Annotated in this window: 20 protein-coding genes and 1 riboswitch; of the genes, 12 read left to right on the top strand and 8 right to left on the bottom strand. The window is 65.5% G+C overall.

Annotated elements, in window-relative coordinates; all coding sequences use genetic code 11:
• Nucleotides 1-50: 50 nt before the first annotated feature.
• Nucleotides 51-1904 carry a 5'-nucleotidase C-terminal domain-containing protein gene (locus tag RA24_RS01015; RefSeq protein WP_039189129.1) on the bottom strand — a complete coding sequence of 618 codons (1854 nt, stop codon included), beginning with the start codon at nt 1902-1904 and terminating at the stop codon, nt 51-53.
• A gap of 334 nt (nt 1905-2238) precedes the next feature.
• On the opposite strand from RA24_RS01015, the gene nudC reads away from it, so the two are divergent.
• Together nudC and RA24_RS01005 are read left to right on the top strand one after the other, a co-directional pair.
• Complete coding sequence (nudC, locus tag RA24_RS01010) at nt 2239-3222, top strand: NAD(+) diphosphatase (RefSeq protein ID WP_019298222.1); 984 nt, start codon at nt 2239-2241, stop codon at nt 3220-3222.
• Nucleotides 3223-3278: 56 nt separating this feature from the next.
• On the top strand, nt 3279-3746 hold the full coding sequence (locus tag RA24_RS01005; RefSeq protein WP_019298223.1) for an SRPBCC family protein: 468 nt from the start codon (nt 3279-3281) through the stop codon (nt 3744-3746).
• 11 nt (nt 3747-3757) lie between these two features.
• On the opposite strand, the gene RA24_RS01000 is transcribed toward RA24_RS01005, so the two are convergent.
• Nucleotides 3758-4636 carry an alpha/beta hydrolase family protein gene (locus tag RA24_RS01000; protein WP_039189127.1) on the bottom strand — a complete coding sequence of 293 codons (879 nt, stop codon included), beginning with the start codon at nt 4634-4636 and terminating at the stop codon, nt 3758-3760.
• Nucleotides 4637-4706: 70 nt separating this feature from the next.
• On the opposite strand from RA24_RS01000, the gene RA24_RS00995 reads away from it, so the two are divergent.
• Both RA24_RS00995 and RA24_RS00990 read left to right on the top strand, forming a co-directional pair.
• On the top strand, nt 4707-5327 hold the full coding sequence (locus RA24_RS00995) for a TetR/AcrR family transcriptional regulator (protein ID WP_039189125.1): 621 nt from the start codon (nt 4707-4709) through the stop codon (nt 5325-5327).
• A gap of 18 nt (nt 5328-5345) precedes the next feature.
• Nucleotides 5346-5568: riboswitch (cobalamin riboswitch) on the top strand.
• Nucleotides 5569-5676: 108 nt separating this feature from the next.
• Nucleotides 5677-6081 carry a hypothetical protein gene (locus tag RA24_RS00990; RefSeq protein ID WP_152612453.1) on the top strand — a complete coding sequence of 135 codons (405 nt, stop codon included), beginning with the start codon at nt 5677-5679 and terminating at the stop codon, nt 6079-6081.
• Between the two features lie 55 nt (nt 6082-6136).
• On the opposite strand, the gene RA24_RS00985 is transcribed toward RA24_RS00990, so the two are convergent.
• A complete protein-coding gene (locus RA24_RS00985) occupies nt 6137-6652 on the bottom strand; it encodes a protein-tyrosine phosphatase family protein (RefSeq protein WP_039189123.1) in 516 nt (171 codons plus the stop codon).
• A gap of 237 nt (nt 6653-6889) precedes the next feature.
• On the opposite strand from RA24_RS00985, the gene RA24_RS00980 reads away from it, so the two are divergent.
• Genes RA24_RS00980 through RA24_RS00970 form a run of 3 tightly spaced genes read left to right on the top strand, consistent with a single transcriptional unit; the run spans nt 6890 to nt 9418 of the window.
• Nucleotides 6890-8689: a DNA polymerase III subunit gamma/tau gene (locus tag RA24_RS00980; protein WP_039189120.1), complete on the top strand. Its 1800-nt coding sequence runs from the start codon at nt 6890-6892 to the stop codon at nt 8687-8689.
• Nucleotides 8665-9063 carry a hypothetical protein gene (locus RA24_RS00975; protein ID WP_039189118.1) on the top strand — a complete coding sequence of 133 codons (399 nt, stop codon included), beginning with the start codon at nt 8665-8667 and terminating at the stop codon, nt 9061-9063. Before RA24_RS00980 ends, RA24_RS00975 begins: the two co-directional genes overlap by 25 nt.
• Before the next feature lie 10 nt (nt 9064-9073).
• On the top strand, nt 9074-9418 hold the full coding sequence (locus RA24_RS00970) for a YbaB/EbfC family nucleoid-associated protein (protein WP_019298230.1): 345 nt from the start codon (nt 9074-9076) through the stop codon (nt 9416-9418).
• Between the two features lie 63 nt (nt 9419-9481).
• On the opposite strand, the gene RA24_RS00965 is transcribed toward RA24_RS00970, so the two are convergent.
• Entirely contained in the window at nt 9482-9985 is a 504-nt protein-coding gene (locus tag RA24_RS00965) for a GNAT family N-acetyltransferase (protein ID WP_052269498.1), read from the bottom strand.
• Nucleotides 9986-10120: 135 nt separating this feature from the next.
• Here RA24_RS00965 and recR point away from each other — a divergent pair, with 135 nt between their 5' ends.
• Nucleotides 10121-10720: a recombination mediator RecR gene (recR, locus tag RA24_RS00960; protein ID WP_039189113.1), complete on the top strand. Its 600-nt coding sequence runs from the start codon at nt 10121-10123 to the stop codon at nt 10718-10720.
• A 72-nt stretch (nt 10721-10792) separates the two neighbouring features.
• On the opposite strand, the gene ltaE is transcribed toward recR, so the two are convergent.
• Nucleotides 10793-11842 (bottom strand): low-specificity L-threonine aldolase, encoded by a 1050-nt coding sequence (ltaE, locus tag RA24_RS00955; protein ID WP_052269497.1) that lies wholly within the window; start codon nt 11840-11842, stop codon nt 10793-10795.
• Nucleotides 11839-12516, bottom strand: coding sequence for a hypothetical protein (locus RA24_RS00950; RefSeq protein ID WP_039189110.1), 678 nt, complete (start codon nt 12514-12516; stop codon nt 11839-11841). Before RA24_RS00950 ends, ltaE begins: the two co-directional genes overlap by 4 nt.
• A gap of 137 nt (nt 12517-12653) precedes the next feature.
• On the opposite strand from RA24_RS00950, the gene RA24_RS00945 reads away from it, so the two are divergent.
• The gene (locus RA24_RS00945; protein ID WP_039189108.1) at nt 12654-13541 is read left to right on the top strand and encodes a LysR substrate-binding domain-containing protein; all 888 of its coding nucleotides are present in this window, start codon (nt 12654-12656) and stop codon (nt 13539-13541) included.
• 103 nt (nt 13542-13644) lie between these two features.
• Here the strand turns inward: RA24_RS00945 and RA24_RS00940 are convergent, their stop codons facing one another.
• Both RA24_RS00940 and RA24_RS00935 read right to left on the bottom strand, forming a co-directional pair.
• The gene (locus RA24_RS00940) at nt 13645-15789 is read right to left on the bottom strand and encodes an ATP-binding protein (protein WP_241480874.1); all 2145 of its coding nucleotides are present in this window, start codon (nt 15787-15789) and stop codon (nt 13645-13647) included.
• A 324-nt stretch (nt 15790-16113) separates the two neighbouring features.
• Nucleotides 16114-16884 (bottom strand): DUF1013 domain-containing protein, encoded by a 771-nt coding sequence (locus tag RA24_RS00935; RefSeq protein ID WP_039189100.1) that lies wholly within the window; start codon nt 16882-16884, stop codon nt 16114-16116.
• Between the two features lie 146 nt (nt 16885-17030).
• Here RA24_RS00935 and RA24_RS00930 point away from each other — a divergent pair, with 146 nt between their 5' ends.
• The 3 genes from RA24_RS00930 (at nt 17031) to RA24_RS00920 (ending at nt 19282) form a co-directional block, all read left to right on the top strand.
• Complete coding sequence (locus RA24_RS00930; RefSeq protein WP_039170481.1) at nt 17031-17678, top strand: ribonuclease T2 family protein; 648 nt, start codon at nt 17031-17033, stop codon at nt 17676-17678.
• A gap of 75 nt (nt 17679-17753) precedes the next feature.
• A complete protein-coding gene (locus RA24_RS00925; RefSeq protein WP_039151593.1) occupies nt 17754-18290 on the top strand; it encodes a hypothetical protein in 537 nt (178 codons plus the stop codon).
• A 134-nt stretch (nt 18291-18424) separates the two neighbouring features.
• The gene (locus tag RA24_RS00920; protein WP_019298240.1) at nt 18425-19282 is read left to right on the top strand and encodes a DUF2189 domain-containing protein; all 858 of its coding nucleotides are present in this window, start codon (nt 18425-18427) and stop codon (nt 19280-19282) included.
• The last annotated feature ends 2 nt before the right edge of the window (nt 19283-19284 follow it).

Genomic DNA, 19284 nt, shown 5'->3' with positions numbered 1-19284 from the left:
GGACCGCTGCCGGGATTGGCAAGGGCCACTCCGGCACCTCCTTTGGATGCTTAAAGCTGCAGCTCCAGCTCCCAGAATCCGCCGCTGTTGAAACCGCGCGGCGCGGCCAGCCCGGCGGGCAGTTCCTGCAGGTGCTCCGCTGCGCCAGGGCCGGTCACGGCCACTGCGCTGGTGCCCGGCACCGGCGCCAGCTGCCAGGGATAGGGCATCTCTGCCAGCGGCTCCGGCGGCAAACGCCCGGCAATGTAGTCGCGGATCGCCTGGCGGATACGGACCGGCGGCAGCGGCAGCACTTCCGCCTCCTCGAGCATCCGGAACCGGCCGCCGCCGCTGACCCGGTAGCTGTTGAGCGCAACCGCAAAGCGCTGACCGGGGTCCACCGGACGGCCCTGCCAGCAAAGATCGGTGATCCGCGCGGCCTCAGGATTGAGAAGATCCCCTGATGCGGAATACCGCGGCGGCTGGGAGACGTCGATCCGGTAGCTGAGGCCGAAAATCACATCGAAGTTGTGCCCGGCCCGCAGCGGATCGGTCAGCCGCTGGCCGGAGCTGCCCGGCGCAATCCGGTTGAACAGCCCGGCTGACATTTCCAGCCAATCCCGCAGCTGTGCGCCAGTAACGGCCACCGCCCGCAATTCGTTCGGGAAGACCTGCAAATCCGCAATATTGCGGGCACAAAGCCCGCCGGCCGCAATGTCGGTGTAGGATTGCGGCCCGGAGCGGCCTCCGAATTTGCCCGGTGCCGCTGCCGACAAGAGCGGCAGGTCTTCGGCGGCAGTGCCGCGCAGCAGCACCCGCGCTGCGGCGGCCTGGGCGCAGGCTGCCAGTGTCAGGCCCCGGTCCGGTGCAAAAAAAGTGAAGTAGGAATGCATCGCCACCGGGCTGTGGCCTGCCGGTTCCTGCATCCGCTCCTGAGTGCGGGTATGATCCTCTGCCAGCGCCTGCACAAGGACAGGATCCTCTTTTGCCAGCGGAGTTGCGGTGCCGGCTGCGCCAGGCTGCGAAACCGGCTGCAAACAGGCAGAGCCGCCAGCCATCTGCCAGCCGCCAGCAGCATACTCCAGCTCCAGCCGGATCACCCCCAGATGCGACCCATGCGCACCGGGCATCACCACTGGCTTGGCAAAGGGGTGGTCCGGGTGCGGCAGTGTCAGGTGGGTGTGTCCGCCGACCACGGCGTCGATCTCCGCCAGGGCTGCCAAGTCTTCCAATGCGTTTTCGCTGCTGTCGCCGCCCGCCGCTGCCAGCCCGGTATGCGCCAGCGCCAGCACCAGATCGCAGCCTTCCGCCTTCAGCTGCCGCGCCCGCTCTGCTGCGGCTTCAATAATGCCGTCTGCCCGCAGCTGCCCCTCCAGCGCTTGCCGGCACCAGGCCAGCGTCTGCGGCGGCAGCACAGAGATCACTCCGATTTGCACCGGAGGCAGGTCCGGGCAGCAAGGCACTGTCCGCTCCAGCACGGCCGAGGCTGCAAAGGGCAGCGCGCGGCCGGGATCAGCCGCTGACAGGTTGGAGCACAGGACCGGACAGGGCGCGTCCTGCAGCACATTTGCCAGCGCCTCCAGCCCGGAATCGAAATCGTGATTGCCCAGGCCGGCGGCATCATATTCCAGAACCTGGAATGCACGCACCAGCGGATGCGGACCGGACGCCTGCGGCAGAACATCTCCCAGCGGCGCCCCCTGCAAACCGTCGCCATTGTCGACCAGGATACAGGCCGCCCCGCTTTGCGCAGCCTCAGCACGCGCTTGAGAAATCAGGGTTGCGACCCGCGACAGTCCAATGGCCGGATCCGGCCTGTTGGCATAGTAATCATGGCTCAGCAGATTGCAGTGCAGGTCCGTGGTGGCCAGCACATGCAATTCCCCGGCACTGCGGGGCTTGGAGGCCGCCGGCCCGCCTGTCATGTCCAAAATACTGCTGACACCGCCTGCCCGCCGCTCCTCTCGCACCATTCGGCGCCATTCTTGTTCGGCGCTATTTGAATCAGCGTTTTCAGAATTTGCAAAGAATCCTTTTCTCTGCGTATTAACTTTTTCGTAGACGCCCTGAGGCGGCGGCGCGGATGCCCCTGTTCTGCTGCAAAATGACCCTACGTCAACGATGCCAGGTGTGGCGGCACTGCGACAGGCAAGCACAGATCGCAGGCAAATGCTGGCAACGGCTGCGGCACACTGTCATGCATTGCCGCATTTCCCCGTTGAGCGCGGCCAGACGTCCGCCAGCCATAGGAGAATTGCCATGAAACGCGCGGAACAGGTGACCTTTGGCGGCGGCGGGCTGGAGCGCGCGGCGCATCTGCGCACGGACACGGCGGCGCTGGAGGCGGCCTGGAACAGCTCTGAGGCGCAGGTGCTGCTGATGTGGCGCGGCAAGCCGCTCACGCGGCGTGCAGCGGAGGGAGATCTGCCCTGCGGCCTGGCTTGGACCCCGCCCTCGCATCCGCTGGCGGCGGACCGCAAGGGTGACGCAATTTACCTGGGCCAGGCCCCCGGCGGCACGCATTGCTTTGCCTGCGACATCAGCGATTGGCAGCCGCAGGACCTGGACCAGGATGCTCTCAACAGCTTTGCCGACGCCAGCGAGCAGCAGCATCCTGAGCTGCCGGACACACATGTATTTGCAGAGCTGCGCCGGATCATGACCCGCCTCACCCCGCTGGAGGCGGAACTGGCCACCACCGCCAAGGCACTCTTGGCATGGCACCGCAGCCACCGGTTCTGCGCATGCTGCGGCGCGCCCAGTGACATGGCGCAGGCGGGCTGGCAGCGCGTCTGCCCGTCCTGCAAGGCCCCGCATTTCCCGCGCACCGACCCGGTGGTGATCATGCTGATCACCCATGGCGACAGCGTCCTGATGGGCCGCTCCCCCGGTTGGCCTGAAGGCATGTACTCGCTGCTGGCAGGCTTCGTCGAACCGGGCGAGACGCTGGAGGCCGCGGTGCGCCGTGAGGTGCTGGAGGAAACCGGCGTGCGGGTCGGCCCGGTCAGCTACCTGTCCAGCCAGCCCTGGGCCTTTCCGATGTCGCTGATGTTCGGCTGCGCAGGCGAGGCGCTGAGCCGTGAGATCACCATAGACCCGGAAGAGATCGAGGACGCCATGTGGATCAGCCGCCAGGAGATGATGACTGTCTTTGCAGGCGAACACCCGGTTCTGAAACCCGCACGCAAAGGCGCGATTGCGCAGTTTTTGATCAAGAACTGGCTTGCAGACACGCTGGACTAAGGCGCATATTTGCCGGAAACGGCACCGATCCCAAGCCGCAGACGAGGCAGGCGAACATGGAATTTCACAGCAAGGAAGACATCGAAGCCCCGATTGCAGAGGTGTTTGCGGCGATCTCCGACTTCGGCACGCTGGAGCGGTCTGCCCTGCGGCGCGGCATCGAGCTGCAGCGCACCGGCGACCCTGCCCATCCGGGAAATGGCCTGGCCTGGGACCTGTCCTTCAGCTTCCGCGGCAAACCGCGCGCGATCAAGCTGACGATGGCCTCCTACACGCCGCCGTCAGGCATGGCGCTGGATGGCAGCGGCAGCGGGGTTGACGGGCGGATGGAAGTCGAGCTGCTGGCGCTGTCGCCGCAACGGACCCGGATGGCGGTCCGGCTCAAGCTGTCGCCCACCACCCTGACAGGGCGCTTGCTGGTGCAATCGCTGAAACTGGCGCGCAGCAACCTCAATCGCCGCTTCAAACTGCGGCTGGCGGATTATGCCCGCTTGACTGAAGAGCGTCTGAGCCGGACAGCCTGAGGAAGCCCCGGTCAGGCCTGCGGCAGCAGCCGCGGCCACAGCGCGGCATTGGCGCGGGCAAAGGCGCCGAGATGACCGATTTTCTTGACGCCGGCCTGCTGCGGATCCAGCACAATCCGGCGCTGCGGCACATCTCCATAGGCATCGCCCAGCCGCCAGACCGCTAGCGGCGGCACCACGTCGTCATCCGCCATCGCAAACAGATCCACCGGGATGCCGGTTTCCGCCCAGCGGGGCTGCGGCAGCGTGGTGCCGGTCTCCGGCAGGTAGCTGCCCGGCGTGGTGCACCAGCGCCGCCACTGCCAGTAGACACCAGCTGGCAAGTCGGCCCCGAACCCCACCGCGCGCCCGGGCAGATAGCCCAAGGCACGGACCAGCGCCGGCACATGGCCGAACCAGAAGGCCAGCGCCAGCGCGCGGTAGGGCCAGGGATGATCGTGGTGATGCACCAAGCCGCCCGCAACCACGATCATGCGGGCGACGTCCGTCAGGCCTTCCTGCAGGGGCATCAGCATCGCCCCCAGAGAATGGCCAATCACATACATCGGCACGCCCGCATAGTGCCGCTGCATTTCTGTCCGGGCGGCTGGCTGATCCGCCAGCGCCCAATCACCCATGGTGGCCTGTGACCGGCGCGGGTGCATGCGCGCCGAGGCCCCGAAGTCCCGGTAATCGTAGGTGAGGCAAACCATCTGCTGCTCTGCCGCCAGCCAGCGCGCGAAATGCCGGTAATAGCCCTGCGGCACCCCGGTTGCGCCATTCAGCACCACCGCTGCCCTGGCAGGTCCCGCAGGGTGATAGAGCCGCCCGGCCAGCGCCGCATCTCCGGCAGCAAAGCGCACGTCCTCCACCCGGATATCCGCGCTGTGTTCCGCATGGCTGTCGAGCATGGCACCCTCCTAGACCGATTGGTCTATTCCACCTCTGGACCATTCGGTCTAATGCTGTCAACCTGCCGCCATGACTGACGTGACGACACCCTCTGCCGCCCCGGACGGCCCCGTCCCAACCCGCGAGCGGTTGCTGCGGGCGGCCGCCGGCCTGTTCCGCAACAAGGGCTACAGCGGCACCGGCCTGGCGGAATTGCTGGCCGCGGCGGAGGCGCCGAAGGGCTCGCTCTACCACCATTTCCCGAACGGCAAATCCGATCTGGCCCTAGCTGCGGCGGACTGGGCGTCGGAGCAGATGCTGGTGCTGATCGACGCATCTTTCACTCCTGCCCCGACGTTTCAGGAAGGCGCCAAGACGGTCTGCTACAAACTGGCGAAACTCTTTGACAAACAGGGAAAATGGAGCGGCTGCCCGGTGTCCGCCACCCTGTTCGAGGGGCCGGAAAACGAGGCCTTCCACCAGCACGCCGCCAAACTGTTTGAGGGCTGGATCATTGAAACTTCGACCCACGCCCAGCGCCTCGGCCTGGCCGAGGCAGAGGCCCGCGCGGCTGCTGAGAATTTCTATATCCTGCTGCAGGGCGGCTGGCAACTGGCCCGGGTGCGGCGCGATTCGGATGTGATCCGGGGGCTGCACCTGCAGATGCACAGGCCCCTCCCCGCCCATGTGCAGCCGCAGAAAAACGATTGACGACTCGAGGCGGAAGCCGCTACCGCTTGTGGCGATGGTTCCCGCGCCACAGAATCTTGTGTCCGGGATGAAAAGGGAACACGGTGCGGCCCGCCTTCCGGCGACGCCAATTCCGCGACTGCCCCCGCAACTGTAAGCGGCGAGCGACCCCGATAGAGCCACTGGCCCTCTAAGAGGCCGGGAAGGATCGGGAAAGCTGCGACCCGCAAGTCAGGAGACCTGCCATCGAATGTGAAACTCGAACCCGGGCGGGGTGTCCGGACAGGGTCTGATGGCACCGCGGGCTTTCCGCTTTTTCATCCGGTCTCTTGTCCCCAAAACCCCCGCACCACGCGCGGAGGGCGCAAACATGATGTGGACGGACAAGACGCATTTCTATGCGGCAACGGATTGCAAATACCTGGGGCGGCCCTGCCCCGCAGCGGAGCGGATGATCGCCAAACTGGCCGAGGCGATGACCAAGGCCAAGCCGCTGACCCAGGAAGATTTCGAAATCACCGGCACCAGCGCGCTGGACGGATGCCCGCGCAACTGCCCGGCGCAGTTCGTGGCCAGCCATGACCGGATCCGGCTGTTCTGCGGTGTCGGAGAAGAGGCCCCGCGCGAGGGGCTGGACCGGTTTGCCGATGCGATCCTCAGCCGCGACGGCACCGGTTTTGCAGCGTCAAAACTGGACGCCCGCCCCTGCGCGCTGATGGAGGCGCTGCCGAAAACGGCAAAGGCGCATCAGGCAGAGCAGATGCTGGCGCTTTAGGCCAGCAGTCAGGGCACAGGAAAAAAGGTTCGGCAGGCCGCACTGGGCTGCCGCCTTATTGCGGCCGGAACCCCGCGGAACGACCGGCGTAGGCCCATTCCATCTGAGCCTGCGTCTCCACCGCGCAGGGGCGCACGGCCCGCAGCCGGGCCAGCGCCTGCGCAGGATCCTCGCCGCATTCGATCATCAGCCGCAGCACCGCCATGCCGGAGCGGCCGCAGCCGCCTTTGCAATGCACCAGCACCCGGCCGCCGCCCTCCAGCGCCATCCGCGCCGAGGCGCTGGCCTTGGGCCATTTCGCTGCAACCTGCCGGGATGGCACGTCAAAGTCCGGCACCGGCAGATGGATCCAGCGGCTGGCCATGCTCTGGATGTCGCAGCCCAGCCGGTGGCTGCCCGCTGCCGCGTGCTCCTCAGCCGTGGTCATGGAGATCACGAGCCCGGGTTTCCAGGCATTGATCCGGCCCATGTCGCCAGGGTAGTCGCCGCCCTTGCCAGGCAAGGGGCACAGCGCCAGCATCCCGCCCGCGACGGGCACCTCGTATATGGAAATGTTCACAGGCACAGGCATCTCCTGCGCCGCAGTCCCAGAGACTTCGTCAGATCGCATGCCGCCTCCTCGCGTTGCGTTCCAATTCCCACTCCCGCCCAGGGTCTTGCAAGGGGATTCTAACCGCCAAACCCGCCAAATCCAAAACCTTTTCTTGGCCGCACGCTGCCTGCCCTTCTGCGGTGGACGAACCGGCTGCGCTTGAATACCCTGCGCGGAACGCGGGACACCCCCACACCGAATCCGGCACGAGACATCATGAACGATACCCCCACTGGCAGCACCCCCTCCAAGTACCAGGTCCTGGCCCGCAAATACCGGCCCGAGACCTTTGCCGATCTGGTGGGCCAGGACGCCATGGTGCGGACGCTGAAAAACGCCTTTGCCGCCGACCGGATTGCCCAGGCGTTTATCATGACGGGTATCCGCGGCACCGGGAAAACCACCACCGCGCGGATCATTGCCAAAGGCATGAACTGCGTCGGCGAGGACGGCCAAGGCGGCCCCACCACCGATCCATGCGGCAAATGCGAGCATTGCGTGGCGATCATGGAAGGCCGCCATGTGGACGTGATGGAGATGGACGCGGCCTCGCGCACCGGTGTCAACGACATCCGCGAGATCATCGACTCGGTGCAGTACCGCGCCGCCTCGGCCCGCTACAAGATCTACATCATCGACGAAGTTCACATGCTGTCGACCTCCGCCTTTAACGCGCTGTTGAAGACGCTGGAGGAGCCGCCCGCGCATGTGAAGTTCATCTTCGCCACTACGGAAATCCGCAAGGTGCCGGTGACGGTGCTGTCGCGCTGCCAGCGGTTTGACCTGCGCCGGATCGAGCCGGAGGTGATGATTGCCCTGTTGCGCAAGATCGCCACTGCCGAAGGCGCGGAAATTGCCGAGGACGCGCTGGCGCTGATCACCCGCGCTGCTGAGGGTTCCGCGCGCGATGCGACCTCGCTGCTGGATCAGGCGATTTCCCATGGGGCTGGTGAAACCACCGCCGATCAGGTCCGCGCCATGCTGGGCCTGGCCGACCGCGGCCGGGTGCTGGACCTGATGGACATGATCCTGCGCGGCGATGCGGCGGCGGCGCTGACGGAACTCAGCGGCCAGTATGCCGAGGGCGCCGACCCGCTGGCGGTGCTGCGCGATCTGGCAGAGATCACCCATTGGGTCTCGGTGGTGAAGATCACGCCCGATGCCGCCGAGGACCCCACTGTCAGCCCGGACGAGCGCGCCCGCGGCAAGGCGATGGCGGATGCGCTGGCGATGCGCGTCCTGACCCGCATGTGGCAGATGCTGCTGAAGGCGCTGGAGGAAGTGGCCGCCGCGCCGAACGCGATGATGGCCGCGGAAATGGCGGTGATCCGCCTGACCCATGTGGCCGACCTGCCCTCGCCTGAGGAGCTGATCCGCAAGCTGCAGGACACGCCCCCTCCGCCGCCCCCCGGTCCAGGCGGCCCTGGCGGCGGCATGCAAATGCAAGGTATGGGCGCCCAGGCGCTTGGCGGTGCTGCACCGCAAGGCGGCCCGGCAGGCGGCTCATCCGGCGGCGTCCCCATGGCCCACGGCGGCGGCGGCACGGTGACAGCGCTGGCACCGCAGGTCAGCTCCGCGCTGGCCCGCTATCCGTCCTTTGAACATGTGGTCGAACTGATCCGCACCAACCGCGACGTCAAGCTGCTGGTCGAAGTCGAAACCGGCGTGCGGCTGGTCTCCTACCAGCCGGGGCGGATCGAATTCACCCCCTCGGCCCAGGCGCCGCGCGATCTGGCCGCCCGGCTTGGCTCGGCGCTGCAGAATTGGACCGGTGCCCGCTGGGTGGTCTCCATCGCGCCGGACGGCGATGCCGCAACCATTGCCGAGATCCGTGATGCGGCTGAGAACGCCCTGCGTGAAGAGGCGACTGCGCATCCGCTGGTGCAAGCCGTTTTAGAGAACTTCCCCAAGGCCAAAATCACCCGCATCCGCACACCGGAGGAACTGGCCGCCGAAGTTGCCGCCGAAGCCCTGCCCGAGGTGGAGGACGAATGGGATCCCTTCGAGGACGGGTGACGGCGGGCCTGACGGCCCTCTTGCTCAGCTTGCCGGCAGCCGCCTTCGCCACCACTTGCTTTGACACAGGGGAAGCACAAGACAGCGCATGGGATGTCCTTGTGCGGCTCTCGTCCAAACCTGTTGCATTGGCCCTCTTTGCCCTTGCCGGATTCGCACTTTATAGCGGAAAGCGACTGCCGTTTTCACTCGCGGGCGCGCTGTGGGGCCTTCTGGCCTTCGTCATAGCCGTAGATAACCACGAGCTTTTCTTTGATGATAAGAAGGCCTTGGGCATAATCGAAGACTGCACCGCTTCCCCCCACTTGTTCATCGCGCTCGCAATTGCGATATGTGCGGGGATGACTTACGGCGCCCTGCGCCCCCGCACTTAGGAGAACACAGATGCTCAAAGGCCTCGGCGGTCTTGGCGACATGGCCAAGATGATGAAATCGGCACAGGAACTGCAGACCAAGATGGCGCAGATGCAGGAAGACCTGCACAACGTCATGGTGACCGGCGAGGCCGGCGCCGGCCTGGTCAAGGCAACCGCCTCCGCCAAGGGCGACCTGAAAGCCCTGGACATCGACCCGTCGATCTTCAACGGCGACGACAAGGAAGTGGTCGAGGACTTGATCCTGGCCGCGATCAAGGACGCCCAGGCAAAAGCGGCGGAAAAGGCGCAGGACGAGATGGCCAAGCTGACCGAAAGCATGGGTCTTCCCAAGGACATCAAGCTGCCGTTCTAAGAACCGGCAAGCTGAATGCAAAAGAAGGCGGCCCGTCTGGTGCCGCCTTTTTCTTTGCCCGCCTCATCCAGTCTCGAGCCGGAACTTCAAAAAACGCTGCCCCTCGTATTGCACCGCCCCGGTCTGCACCGCCCCCAGCCGTATCAGCGGCAGCAGATGGCGGCGGGTCGGCGGCAGCAGGAAGGTGACAAAGGGAATGCGCGGATCCTGGCGGGCAAACGCCAGTGCCTTGCGCGCGATTGCGGGGCCAAGGCCAAAACAGTCCGCCCGCAGCACCAGCCCGAAATCCCACTCTGCGCCTTCTTTCTGGAACCCGCCCCAGCCGAGGTAATCTTCCCCGCGCAAAAACGCCCAATGGCCCAGCCCGTCGCGCTGCCAGCAGGCCTCCTTGGCCGCCACGAAATCCTTGGCCGCCTCCTCATCCCACGCCCCTGTCAGCAGCGGCATATGCTCGGCCATCCGCGGGTCTGACATGTGGCGGGCAATTTCCTGCGGCGGCACCTCCGTCAGCCGGGCAAAACGCAACTGGGGAACGTCTCCTGCGTCTCGCGCAATCCTGCCGTCCATTCCGAACCCTCCGCCTTTGCAGGCAAGGCATAGCGCCGCGCGCCAGAAAAACAAACCCCGAACATTTTGCCGCCCTGCCCTTGCGCTTCCCTGTCCCGATCAGCCTATATGGCTGGGAAGCAAAGGGCCCAAGGCATGATCAAGAACTCCACCACTGGCATCGAAGACCTGATTGACCTGATGGCCAAGCTGCCGGGGCTGGGGCCGCGCTCGGCGCGCCGCGCGGTGCTGCATCTGATCCGCAAGCGGGCCTTGTTGCTGACGCCCTTGGCCGACGTGATGGGCGAGGTGGCCGCGACAGCTCGCGAATGCCTCAACTGCGGCAATGCCGGCACCAGCGAGATCTGCCCGATCTGCACCGACGAGGTGCGCGGCAACGGCGAGCTGTGCGTGGTCGAGGATGTGGCCGACCTCTGGGCGATGGAACGCTCCGGCGTGTTCAAGGGCCGCTATCACGTGCTGGGCGGAACCTTGTCAGCGCTGAACGCGGTGGGACCGGAGGATCTGCGCATCCCGCGGCTGATCGACCGCGTGGCGACCGAAGGCATCCGCGAGGTGATCCTGGCCTTGAACGCCACCATCGACGGCCAGACCACGGCGCATTACATCGCCGACCAACTGCAGGGACAGGTGAAGCTCACCTCCCTGGCGCAGGGCGTGCCGATCGGCGGTGAGCTGGATTATCTGGACGACGGCACAATTTCCGCCGCGATGCAGGCCCGCAAGGAAATCTGACGCCGCGGCCGGGCGCAGAAAATTCTTTAAATGAATTTTGGCCGGAAAATTCAAATTTTCCGGCGCCCGCAGCTAGCCGTAGAAACGCCGCAACCCCTGCACCATCTGCGCCAGCGCGGCGTCATCCACATTCTTATGCAGCACCATGCGAATGGCACCGGAACTGCCGCCGCCGATCACCAAGCCCTCTGCCGCCAGGTGCATCCGCAGATCGTCGTTGCGTCCGTCACCCGGCGTGAAGAACACCATGTTTGTGGCCTGGGACACGTCACCCGCGCCCAGGCCCCGCAGCACCCCGGCCAGGTCCGCCGCCCGCGCGTGATCCTCCGCCAGCCGCCCCGCGTTATGCTCCAGCGCGTAAAGCCCGGCCGCCGCCAGCACGCCCGCCTGCCGCATGCCGCCGCCCAGCATCTTGCGCCAGCGCCGCGCCTTGGCGATCAGATCCGCTGGCCCGACCAACACTGATCCTGCAGGCGTGCCCAATCCCTTGGACAGGCAGACCGACACCGTATCCGCCAGCCCGGCCAGATCTGTTTCCGAACACCCCAGCGCGGTGATCGCGTTGAAAAACCGCGCCCCGTCCAGATGCACCGACAACCCGGCAGCCCGGCCCGCCTCTGCCGCCGCGGCCATATCCGCCAGCGGCACCGCCAGCCCGTTATGGGTGTTCTCCAGCGACAACAGGCGGCTGATGGGCAGGTGCGGATCATCCTCCTTCACCGCAGCCCGGATCTCTGCCGGGTCCAGCGCCCCGTCCGCGCGCACCGGCAGAGGGCATAGCGCAATGCCGCCCAGCACCGAGGCGCCCGCCGCCTCATAGGCGTTCACATGATAACCCCTGCCGCAGATCACTTCCTCGCCGCGCTGGCAATGCGCCAGCATGGCAGTAAAATTGCTCATCGTGCCAGTAGGAAGGAAAAGACCGGCCGCCTTGCCCAGACGCTCGGCCAGCGCAGCCTCCAGGCGGTTCACCGAAGGGTCCTCGCCAAAGACGTCATCGCCCAGTTCCGCCGCAGCCATCGCCCGCAGCATGCCCGCATCGGGCCGCGTCACCGTATCGCTGCGCAGATCGCACAGGGGTGCATCGCCCCCTGCCCCCGCCAGCCCTGTGTATTGGCTCATTCCGTCACCTGCTCATAAGCCAGCGCCGCCACGATGTGGACGCGCCGGGTTTCGCCTCCGTTCAATGCGGTGTGGTAGCCGCGGGTGTCAGTGAAATAGACCGAACCGTCCGCTGGCAAGTGGGTGACGTGATGATTGACGATGAACAGGGAACCGGGGTTTGTGACAACCGGGATATGCAGCCGCGGCTCCGGGTCGCGGTGCCAGGAGTTGCAGTTATAAAGGCCCTTGGACAGCACCCGCGTGCGCCCGATCGGAAAGCGTTTGGCCAGCTCGCTGTGCACATGCTCGAAATAGGTGCCGGCGAACTTCGGATTGAACTCGGAAAAATCCACCTCCGGCACCAGATCCTCGCGCGGCTCCTCGACATAGCGGTCGTCGGCGCGCAGCCAGTAACGGCCCGACAGGTCGTTGGCGGTCCACTCCGTCTGCCCGGGTCTCTGGGTCAGCGGCAGCGCGGCAAACCCCTGGTCTTGCATGCCGCCCATGAAGTCCTCGCGGCGCAGGCATTCCTCCAGCGCCTCTTGCAGCAGCTGGATGTCGAATGCCAGCTCCAGCCGCTGGATGCCCGGCCCCGGCACAAACTCCGCCACAGAGGCGGAGTCGGGCATGGTTTGCATGGCCCGGGCCACGGCCCCGGCATCGGCGTCGTTGATCTGCGGAACAAATGTCATGCCGCGCGCTCCCAAATTTCGTGCTGTACGTGAGTGGTGATGCATTCGGCGCCATCGTTGCAGGCAGATACGTCTGAATAAAGCCGGGCTTTCGCAAATAGTATTGCAAAAAATGCAACAAGTGGCAGGGTAACCTCATGCGCCGCAAGATCCCGCCCATCTCCGCCCTCTTGTGTTTCGAGGCCGCCGCCCGCTCCGGCAGCTTTGCCCAGGGCGCCCGCGCAATGAACCTGTCGCAAAGCGCCTTCAGCCGCCAGATCCAGGGGCTGGAGGCACAGACCGGCCAGACCCTGTTCAAGCGCGAACGCCAGCGGGTGCAGCTGACCGGCGCCGGCGAAATGCTGCTGCAGGAGCTGGCGCCGCAGCTGGAGGCGCTGGAGGCCACGTTTTACCGGCTGCGCACCCGCGACAATCCTTACGGCGCGCTCAACATCGGCACCTACCCGACGCTGGGCAGCCGCTGGCTGATGCCGCGGCTTGCGGAACTTGCTCAGGCACAGCCGCGGCTGACGGTCAACACCATCACCTATCTGGACAATGCCCAGGTGGATGCCAGCCTGGTGGATCTGGCCATCGTGCAGGGTGATCCGCCCTGGCCGGGTTTCCGCGCCGACCTCCTGATGCCGGAAACCCTGGTGGCAGTGGCGGCGCCCGGCCTGCTGGAGGCACCACTGCAGGACGCCGCCCGGCTGCTGGATCATCCGGCACTGCAGCACAGCACCCGCCCGCTCAGCTGGCAGATCTGGTTTGAGGATCTGGGCGAGGCGCTGCCCGCCCGCCCCGCCGGACCGCTGTTCAGCCAGTTCGAAATGCTGATCGACGCGGTGAAGTACGGCCACGGCGTGGCAGTCCTTCCAGAGCTGCTGGTCCGCCGCGAGCTGGCCGAAGGAACGCTGATCCTGGCCCACCCCCACCGCTGCACGCCTGCCAGTGCCTATTACCTGCTGACGCCGCAGGCTAAGGCCGGGACCAGCCGGATCGAACGGGTCCGGGCCTGGCTGCTGGAACAGGCGCCTTCCGGCTAGACGCTGGCGCGCCGCGCATCCGCGCGGCGCCACGCCCAAGGCTGCCAAGGGGGCCGCAGGGGCACCTGCAGGCGCGGGAGGCCACCACCCGAACCTTTTATCCCTAGCGGAACAGTGCCTTGTAGAGTTTTTCCTTGGTAAAGGGCTTATCCAGCACCTGCACGCCGTTCAGTTCCGGAAACCCCGCCTCCGCCGCGCTGAAGGCAAAACCGCTCATCATCACCGCGTTCAGCCCGGGCTGGACCTGCAGCAGCCGCGCCAGCGTCTCCCAGCCGCCCCGGCCCGGCATGCTCATGTCGATCACCGCGCCGTCAAACGGTCCTTGCGCCTGCAGCTGCGCCAGCGCCGCGTCATAGCCGTCGGCCTGCACCACCTCGCAGCCGCGCAGCTGCAGCAAGCCTGCCACGGCCCGGCGCACCGTATCTTCGTCATCGACCACCAGGAACCGCCGCGCCTGATCCCTGCGGAGAACCGGCCTGGCAGCGGCGTCAGGCGTCCGCTCCGCGTCTGCCGTGCCCGCCGGGAAATAGAAGCGGAAAATGCTGCCGCCGCCCTCCCGGCTGTCCACGGCCAGCCCGCCCCGGTGGCTGCTGATGATGCCCATGGCCGCCGACAGCCCCAACCCGCGGCCGCCGGGCTTGGTGGTGTAGAACGGGTCGAATATCCGCGCCATTGTGTCCTGACCCATGCCGCCGCCGGTGTCGCGCACCTCCAGCAGCAGGCAATCGCCCGCGGGCATCTTCCGTCCCTTCAGCAGCCGCCGCCGCTCCGCCGCACTCAGGCTGATGCGCCGGGTTGCGACCGTCACGGTGCCTGCGCCGGGGCCGATCGCCTCCACCGCATTCAGCACCGCCTGCATCAGCAGCTGGCCTGCCTGCGCCGGGTCGATCTGAGCAGTCAGTTCCCCGCCCGCCAGATCCAGCACCACCGCCTTGCCCAGCTTGCACTCTGACGGCACCAGCGCCAGCGTCTCACGCACGATCCGGTTCAGATCACAGGCCTCCGGCTGCGGCGTGCCGCCGCCCCGGGCAAAGCCCAGCAGCTGCCGCATCAGCCGCGCCGAGTCGCGCAGCCCGTCCCCCACCATCTGCACATGCGCAACCGCCGGGTGGGCCGCCTCCAGATGCGCCAGCGCCAGTTCGCTGCCGCCCTGCATCGAGGCCAGCAGATTGTTGAATTCATGCGCGATGGTGCCTGCCAGCAGCCCCAGGCTTTCGGTCTTGTGGCGCAACAGCAGCGCCTGTTCCGCCTGGCGCCGCCGCCGTTCGGCCCGGCGGCGCTGCAGCACCAGGCCGGCCCGCCGGGCAAACACCCCGATCAGAGGGTCCTTGCTGATATCTTCCCCGATTTCCCGGTCGTGCAGCAGCGCAAAATGCCCGGCCAGCTGCCCCTCAGCATCCCGCAGCGGCACGCCCAGATAAGAGTGCAGCCCCGGCGCCCGCATGTGCGCCTGCGCCGGAAACATCTCCTGCAGCCCCTCCGGCACCAGGAACGGCTCCCCCTCCCGCAGGAAACTGCAGGGGGTGCCCTGATAGGGCACAACGGCATCCTCAATCCCGGCCACGGTCGTCCCGCCCTCGCAGGCGGCCAGCACCCGGTAACCGTCAGGGCGGTCCGCATTGAATTCAGCTATGAAGGCAAACCGCACCCGGAAGGCCTTCTGCAACTGCTCCGCCAGCTGCTGCAGCGCCGCCCGCAGCGGCAGGCTGCCCGGCCCCTGGGCAAGCGCCGTCAGCGCCGCCACCTGCTGCAGCCCGGCCAGCTCCGCCCCCAGGCGCGGGGCAAACTGCTGCATGTGAGCCACAGCCTCCGCTGCCAGTGCCTCTCCCGGTTCCTGCCGCCAGGCCGCCTGCACCAGGCCGACCACGGCGCCAGCGGCGTTTTTCAGCGGCACCCCGGCATAGCTGTTGATGTTTTCCTCGATGAACATCGCGTCTTCGGGATACAGCTGCTGCACCCGGTCCGGAACAACCTGTGCCGTACCGCTCAGCACCACATCGTGGCACGGCGCTCCGCGCGCGTCATATTCGAAGTCCCCCAGCTGCAGCCCGTCAAACCAGCTGGCCACCACCTTCAGGTAGTCGGCCTCCGCGACCTGCAGCAGGCTCACCGTGACCAGATCCGCGCCAAATCCCAGCGCCATCTGATCCGTGAATGCCTGGCAAAACTCCCGGCCGCTCAAGACCGACAATTGCCTTAGATCCAAGCGGCAGCTTTCCCCAAGCGCCGCACCCCCGGATGCGTCCATAACCAATACTCCTGCCATCCCTGCACGGACCGGCCCAAGAGACCGGACCTTTGGCATAACTCGCTAACCACTGTCCCTTTCACATCGCGGAACAGCCCCTTTTCCAGAGACCTGCCCCGCAAACAAAACACCCGCAGGCGGCCTGGAACACGGCCGCGCTGCAACATCATGCTGCGCGAAATACCAGCGCGCAGTCAACATCTTGTATGGTTGAGACTCAATTCTAACAGAAAAAGCCGCAAATCCGGAGCATCGGATCTGCGGCTTTTTACAGATTTTCCGTTTGCCGGGCAGCCCGGCTGCCCTAGGCCGGACAGATCCGGATCAGAAGCGGCTGTCCTCTTCGTCATCCTCGTCATCGCCGCCGGACGGCAGGTTGAAGAAGCTGTCGGCGTCCAGGACGTTCTCTTCCTTCTTCTCTTCGTCGTCGTCATTGAGGCCGCCGCCCAGGGTGAAGGTTTCCAGCCCCTCGATGGCGCTCGGGATCTTCGGCTCGGCATCCATCTCCAGCGACTGCTCGGTCGACACCAGCTTGCGGCGCTCGTCGTCGCTCATCACGCCGCCTTCGGCTGCCTTCTTGGCCGCGGCCTTCTGCACGGCAGAGTCCAGCTCGGACTGTTTGCACAGGCCCAGCGCCACCGGGTCGATCGGCTGCATGTTGGCAATGTTCCAGTGGGTGCGCTCGCGGATCGACTGGATGGTCGGCTTGGTGGTGCCCACCAGCTTGGCAATCTGGCCGTCGCTGAGTTCCGGGTGGAACTTGACCAGCCACAGGATCGAGTTCGGACGGTCCTGACGCTTGGACAGCGGGGTGTAGCGCGGACCGCGGCGCTTTTCCTCGCCGGCCGCGGCCGGGTTGAACTTGAGCTTCAGCTTGTGCAGCGGATTGGCCTGCGCCTTGTCGATCTCTTCCTGGGTCAGCTGGTTGTTCGCCATCGGGTCGAACCCTTTGACGCCGACCGCCACTTCACCGTCGGCGATGCCCTGGATCTCCAGCTCGTGCATGCCCACGAAATCCGCGATTTGCTTGAAGCTGATCGTGGTATTGTCCACCAGCCACACGGCGGTTGCCTTGGCCATCAACGGTTTTGCCATGTGCTCATCTCCTTAAAACACCTTTGATCCCCGGATACATCTCTCCCGCCGCCTGAAATGGCGTCCCCGGCGTTCCGGGGCAGGTTTCCGTTGTCGGGGAACTTCCGCCCTATATAGTCGGCATCATTGCATAAGGAAAGAGGCCAATGCGCAAGTTGTTCACAGGTGTTTTTGCGGCCCTTCTTGCCTTGCTGCCCGCCCTTGCCGCGGCAGACGGCGAACCTGCGGGCGACTTCGACTATTACGTGCTGTCGCTCAGCTGGTCGCCGAACTGGTGTGCGCTGGAAGGTGATGCGCGCAATGCGGACCAATGTGACGCCCGCCATGACTACGGCTGGACCCTGCATGGCCTCTGGCCGCAATACCACCGCGGCTGGCCCAGCTACTGCCGCACCGCAGAGGCCCCGCCCAGCCGTGCAATGAGCCGGGACATGGCCGGCATCATGGGCAGCGCCGGCCTCGCCTGGCACCAGTGGAAGAAACACGGCACCTGCTCCGGCCTCAGCGCGCGGGACTATTACACAGCCATGCGCGAAGCCTACGGGCGCATCACCCGCCCCGCTGCCTTCCGCAGGCTTGAGAAGCCCGTGACCCTGCCGGCCTCTGTCGTTGAACAGGCGTTCCTGCAGGAAAACCCGGACCTGACGCGCGACAGCCTGACCATCACCTGCCGCGACGGCGCCATCCAGGAGGCCCGCATCTGCCTGTCCAAGGCACTGGAGCCGGTGCCCTGCGGGCGGGACGTGATCAAGGACTGCACGCTGAAGAACGCCCGCTTTGCTCCTATGCGCTGAGACCACCTGCTGTTTTCGGGGGACCGATGACACACTGGCGCCAGTTTGCTAGACTGTTGCGCAGGAGAAATTACGATGAGGGTCCTCTTTGCGCTTCTGCTGACAGTCGCTGCGGCGCCATCCTCTGCGCAGGACAGGCTGACTGCAGGCCGCATTTCCTGTCTTGCGGTCGGCAGCGACTATGTTGCCACGGACGGACCCCGGCCCGGCGGAAAAACCGGGCACAGCAGGATAATTCCGGCAGAAACCTCCCTGATCTTTGAGTACCTGCTCGATCATTCCGGTCGCCTGGACGTCTTTTTCAGAGAAGAAAACCACGAAGCCGTGTATTTTGAGGATCCATTTCTGGCTCAGGGGTTCGAAGGCTTCTTGCCCTTTGCCGGGGTGGCGGAGTTCAATTCAAACTACCGTGAGTTCTCCTTGGGGCGCCACCACATCAACTACAGCGGCAACGACCAGCTCTTTCTGAAAAGATGCTCCGGAACGGGCTGGCGCGGCCACTATGTCCAGACGTTTTTCGGGGGCCATAGCACACAGGTCACCAAACTGCTGTGCGAAACCGAAGTGGAGGCAATTGACGAGGTTCTCGCCCGCCTTGGAGCATTGAACTGATCCAAGACAATTTTACCGGCAGTAAATAGCCTGTGAAGCGGAAATCGCCGCATTTCGTGCTACAATTACCCTTGTGCCGCGCCCGGCCCTGCCTGAACGGCACTCCGTTTTGGTCAGCGAGAAGGAGGAAGCGCATGGCAAAAACAATCGGTAACCCGCTCAGCTGGCTTCTGCAGGGTGCAGAGACCACCTCCCACCACGTTGGCCAAACAGTCGGCGAGATGCGCAGCACCGGCGCCGCGGCAATGCCCGAAGCACGCAAGCTCAGCATGGACGACATCATCCATTCGCTGGCCGCCGGGCTGGAGGATTTTGCCGCCTGCCGCTCCGACGCGATGTTCCTGGTGCTGTTTTACCCAATCATCGGCATCGCGCTCATCGTGATGAGCCTGTCGATGAACCTGCTGCCGCTCATCGTGCCGATGATCATGGGCTTCGCCATTCTCGGACCCGTCGCAGCGGTCGGGCTTTATGAAATGTCCTCGCGCCGCGAGGCCGGGCTGGAGACCCGCTGGATGGACGCCTTTGCGGTGATCCGCTCGCCCTCCTTTGGTGCTATCCTGGTGCTGGGCCTGTATCTGGCAGCCCTGTTCATCATCTGGCTTGTGGCGGCGGACATGATCTACAGCCGCACCCTGGGTCCGGAGCCGCCGGCCTCGATCATGGGCTTTATCGGCGATGTGCTGACCACCCGCGAAGGCTGGATGATGTCGATCAGCGGCGGCATCGTGGGCGCGGTTTTTGCCTTTGCCGCATTGGCGATGAGTCTGGTGTCCTTCCCGCTCCTGATGGACCGCCATGTCGGCCTGCCGGTGGCGGTGGCAACCTCGATCAAGGTTCTGCGCAAGAACCCGATGGTCTGCATGGCTTGGGGTGTGATCGTCGGCGTTTCGCTGATCGTCGGATCAATCCCCTTCCTGGCCGGGCTGATCATCGTAGTGCCGGTGCTGGGGCATGCAACCTGGCATCTGTACCGGCGCGCGGTGGAGTGAAC

The organism is Leisingera sp. ANG-M6, from assembly GCF_000813905.1.
Classification (GTDB): domain Bacteria; phylum Pseudomonadota; class Alphaproteobacteria; order Rhodobacterales; family Rhodobacteraceae; genus Leisingera.
The sequence above is the reverse complement of the archived record's forward strand: the minus strand, read 5'-3'. Positions and strand labels throughout refer to the sequence as shown.

Excerpts from the sequence above, each read along its gene's own strand:
- RA24_RS01015 (WP_039189129.1), bottom strand. The coding sequence starts at position 1,904 with ATGACAGGCGGGCCGGCGGCCTCCAAGCCCCGCAGTGCCGGGGAATTG.
- nudC (WP_019298222.1), top strand. The coding sequence starts at position 2,239 with ATGAAACGCGCGGAACAGGTGACCTTTGGCGGCGGCGGGCTGGAGCGC.
- RA24_RS01005 (WP_019298223.1), top strand. The coding sequence starts at position 3,279 with ATGGAATTTCACAGCAAGGAAGACATCGAAGCCCCGATTGCAGAGGTG.
- RA24_RS01000 (WP_039189127.1), bottom strand. The coding sequence starts at position 4,636 with ATGCTCGACAGCCATGCGGAACACAGCGCGGATATCCGGGTGGAGGAC.
- RA24_RS00995 (WP_039189125.1), top strand. The coding sequence starts at position 4,707 with ATGACTGACGTGACGACACCCTCTGCCGCCCCGGACGGCCCCGTCCCA.
- RA24_RS00990 (WP_152612453.1), top strand. The coding sequence starts at position 5,677 with ATGATGTGGACGGACAAGACGCATTTCTATGCGGCAACGGATTGCAAA.
- RA24_RS00985 (WP_039189123.1), bottom strand. The coding sequence starts at position 6,652 with ATGCCTGTGCCTGTGAACATTTCCATATACGAGGTGCCCGTCGCGGGC.
- RA24_RS00980 (WP_039189120.1), top strand. The coding sequence starts at position 6,890 with ATGAACGATACCCCCACTGGCAGCACCCCCTCCAAGTACCAGGTCCTG.
- RA24_RS00975 (WP_039189118.1), top strand. The coding sequence starts at position 8,665 with ATGGGATCCCTTCGAGGACGGGTGACGGCGGGCCTGACGGCCCTCTTG.
- RA24_RS00970 (WP_019298230.1), top strand. The coding sequence starts at position 9,074 with ATGCTCAAAGGCCTCGGCGGTCTTGGCGACATGGCCAAGATGATGAAA.
- RA24_RS00965 (WP_052269498.1), bottom strand. The coding sequence starts at position 9,985 with ATGGACGGCAGGATTGCGCGAGACGCAGGAGACGTTCCCCAGTTGCGT.
- recR (WP_039189113.1), top strand. The coding sequence starts at position 10,121 with ATGATCAAGAACTCCACCACTGGCATCGAAGACCTGATTGACCTGATG.
- ltaE (WP_052269497.1), bottom strand. The coding sequence starts at position 11,842 with ATGAGCCAATACACAGGGCTGGCGGGGGCAGGGGGCGATGCACCCCTG.
- RA24_RS00950 (WP_039189110.1), bottom strand. The coding sequence starts at position 12,516 with ATGACATTTGTTCCGCAGATCAACGACGCCGATGCCGGGGCCGTGGCC.
- RA24_RS00945 (WP_039189108.1), top strand. The coding sequence starts at position 12,654 with ATGCGCCGCAAGATCCCGCCCATCTCCGCCCTCTTGTGTTTCGAGGCC.
- RA24_RS00940 (WP_241480874.1), bottom strand. The coding sequence starts at position 15,789 with ATGGACGCATCCGGGGGTGCGGCGCTTGGGGAAAGCTGCCGCTTGGAT.
- RA24_RS00935 (WP_039189100.1), bottom strand. The coding sequence starts at position 16,884 with ATGGCAAAACCGTTGATGGCCAAGGCAACCGCCGTGTGGCTGGTGGAC.
- RA24_RS00930 (WP_039170481.1), top strand. The coding sequence starts at position 17,031 with ATGCGCAAGTTGTTCACAGGTGTTTTTGCGGCCCTTCTTGCCTTGCTG.
- RA24_RS00925 (WP_039151593.1), top strand. The coding sequence starts at position 17,754 with ATGAGGGTCCTCTTTGCGCTTCTGCTGACAGTCGCTGCGGCGCCATCC.
- RA24_RS00920 (WP_019298240.1), top strand. The coding sequence starts at position 18,425 with ATGGCAAAAACAATCGGTAACCCGCTCAGCTGGCTTCTGCAGGGTGCA.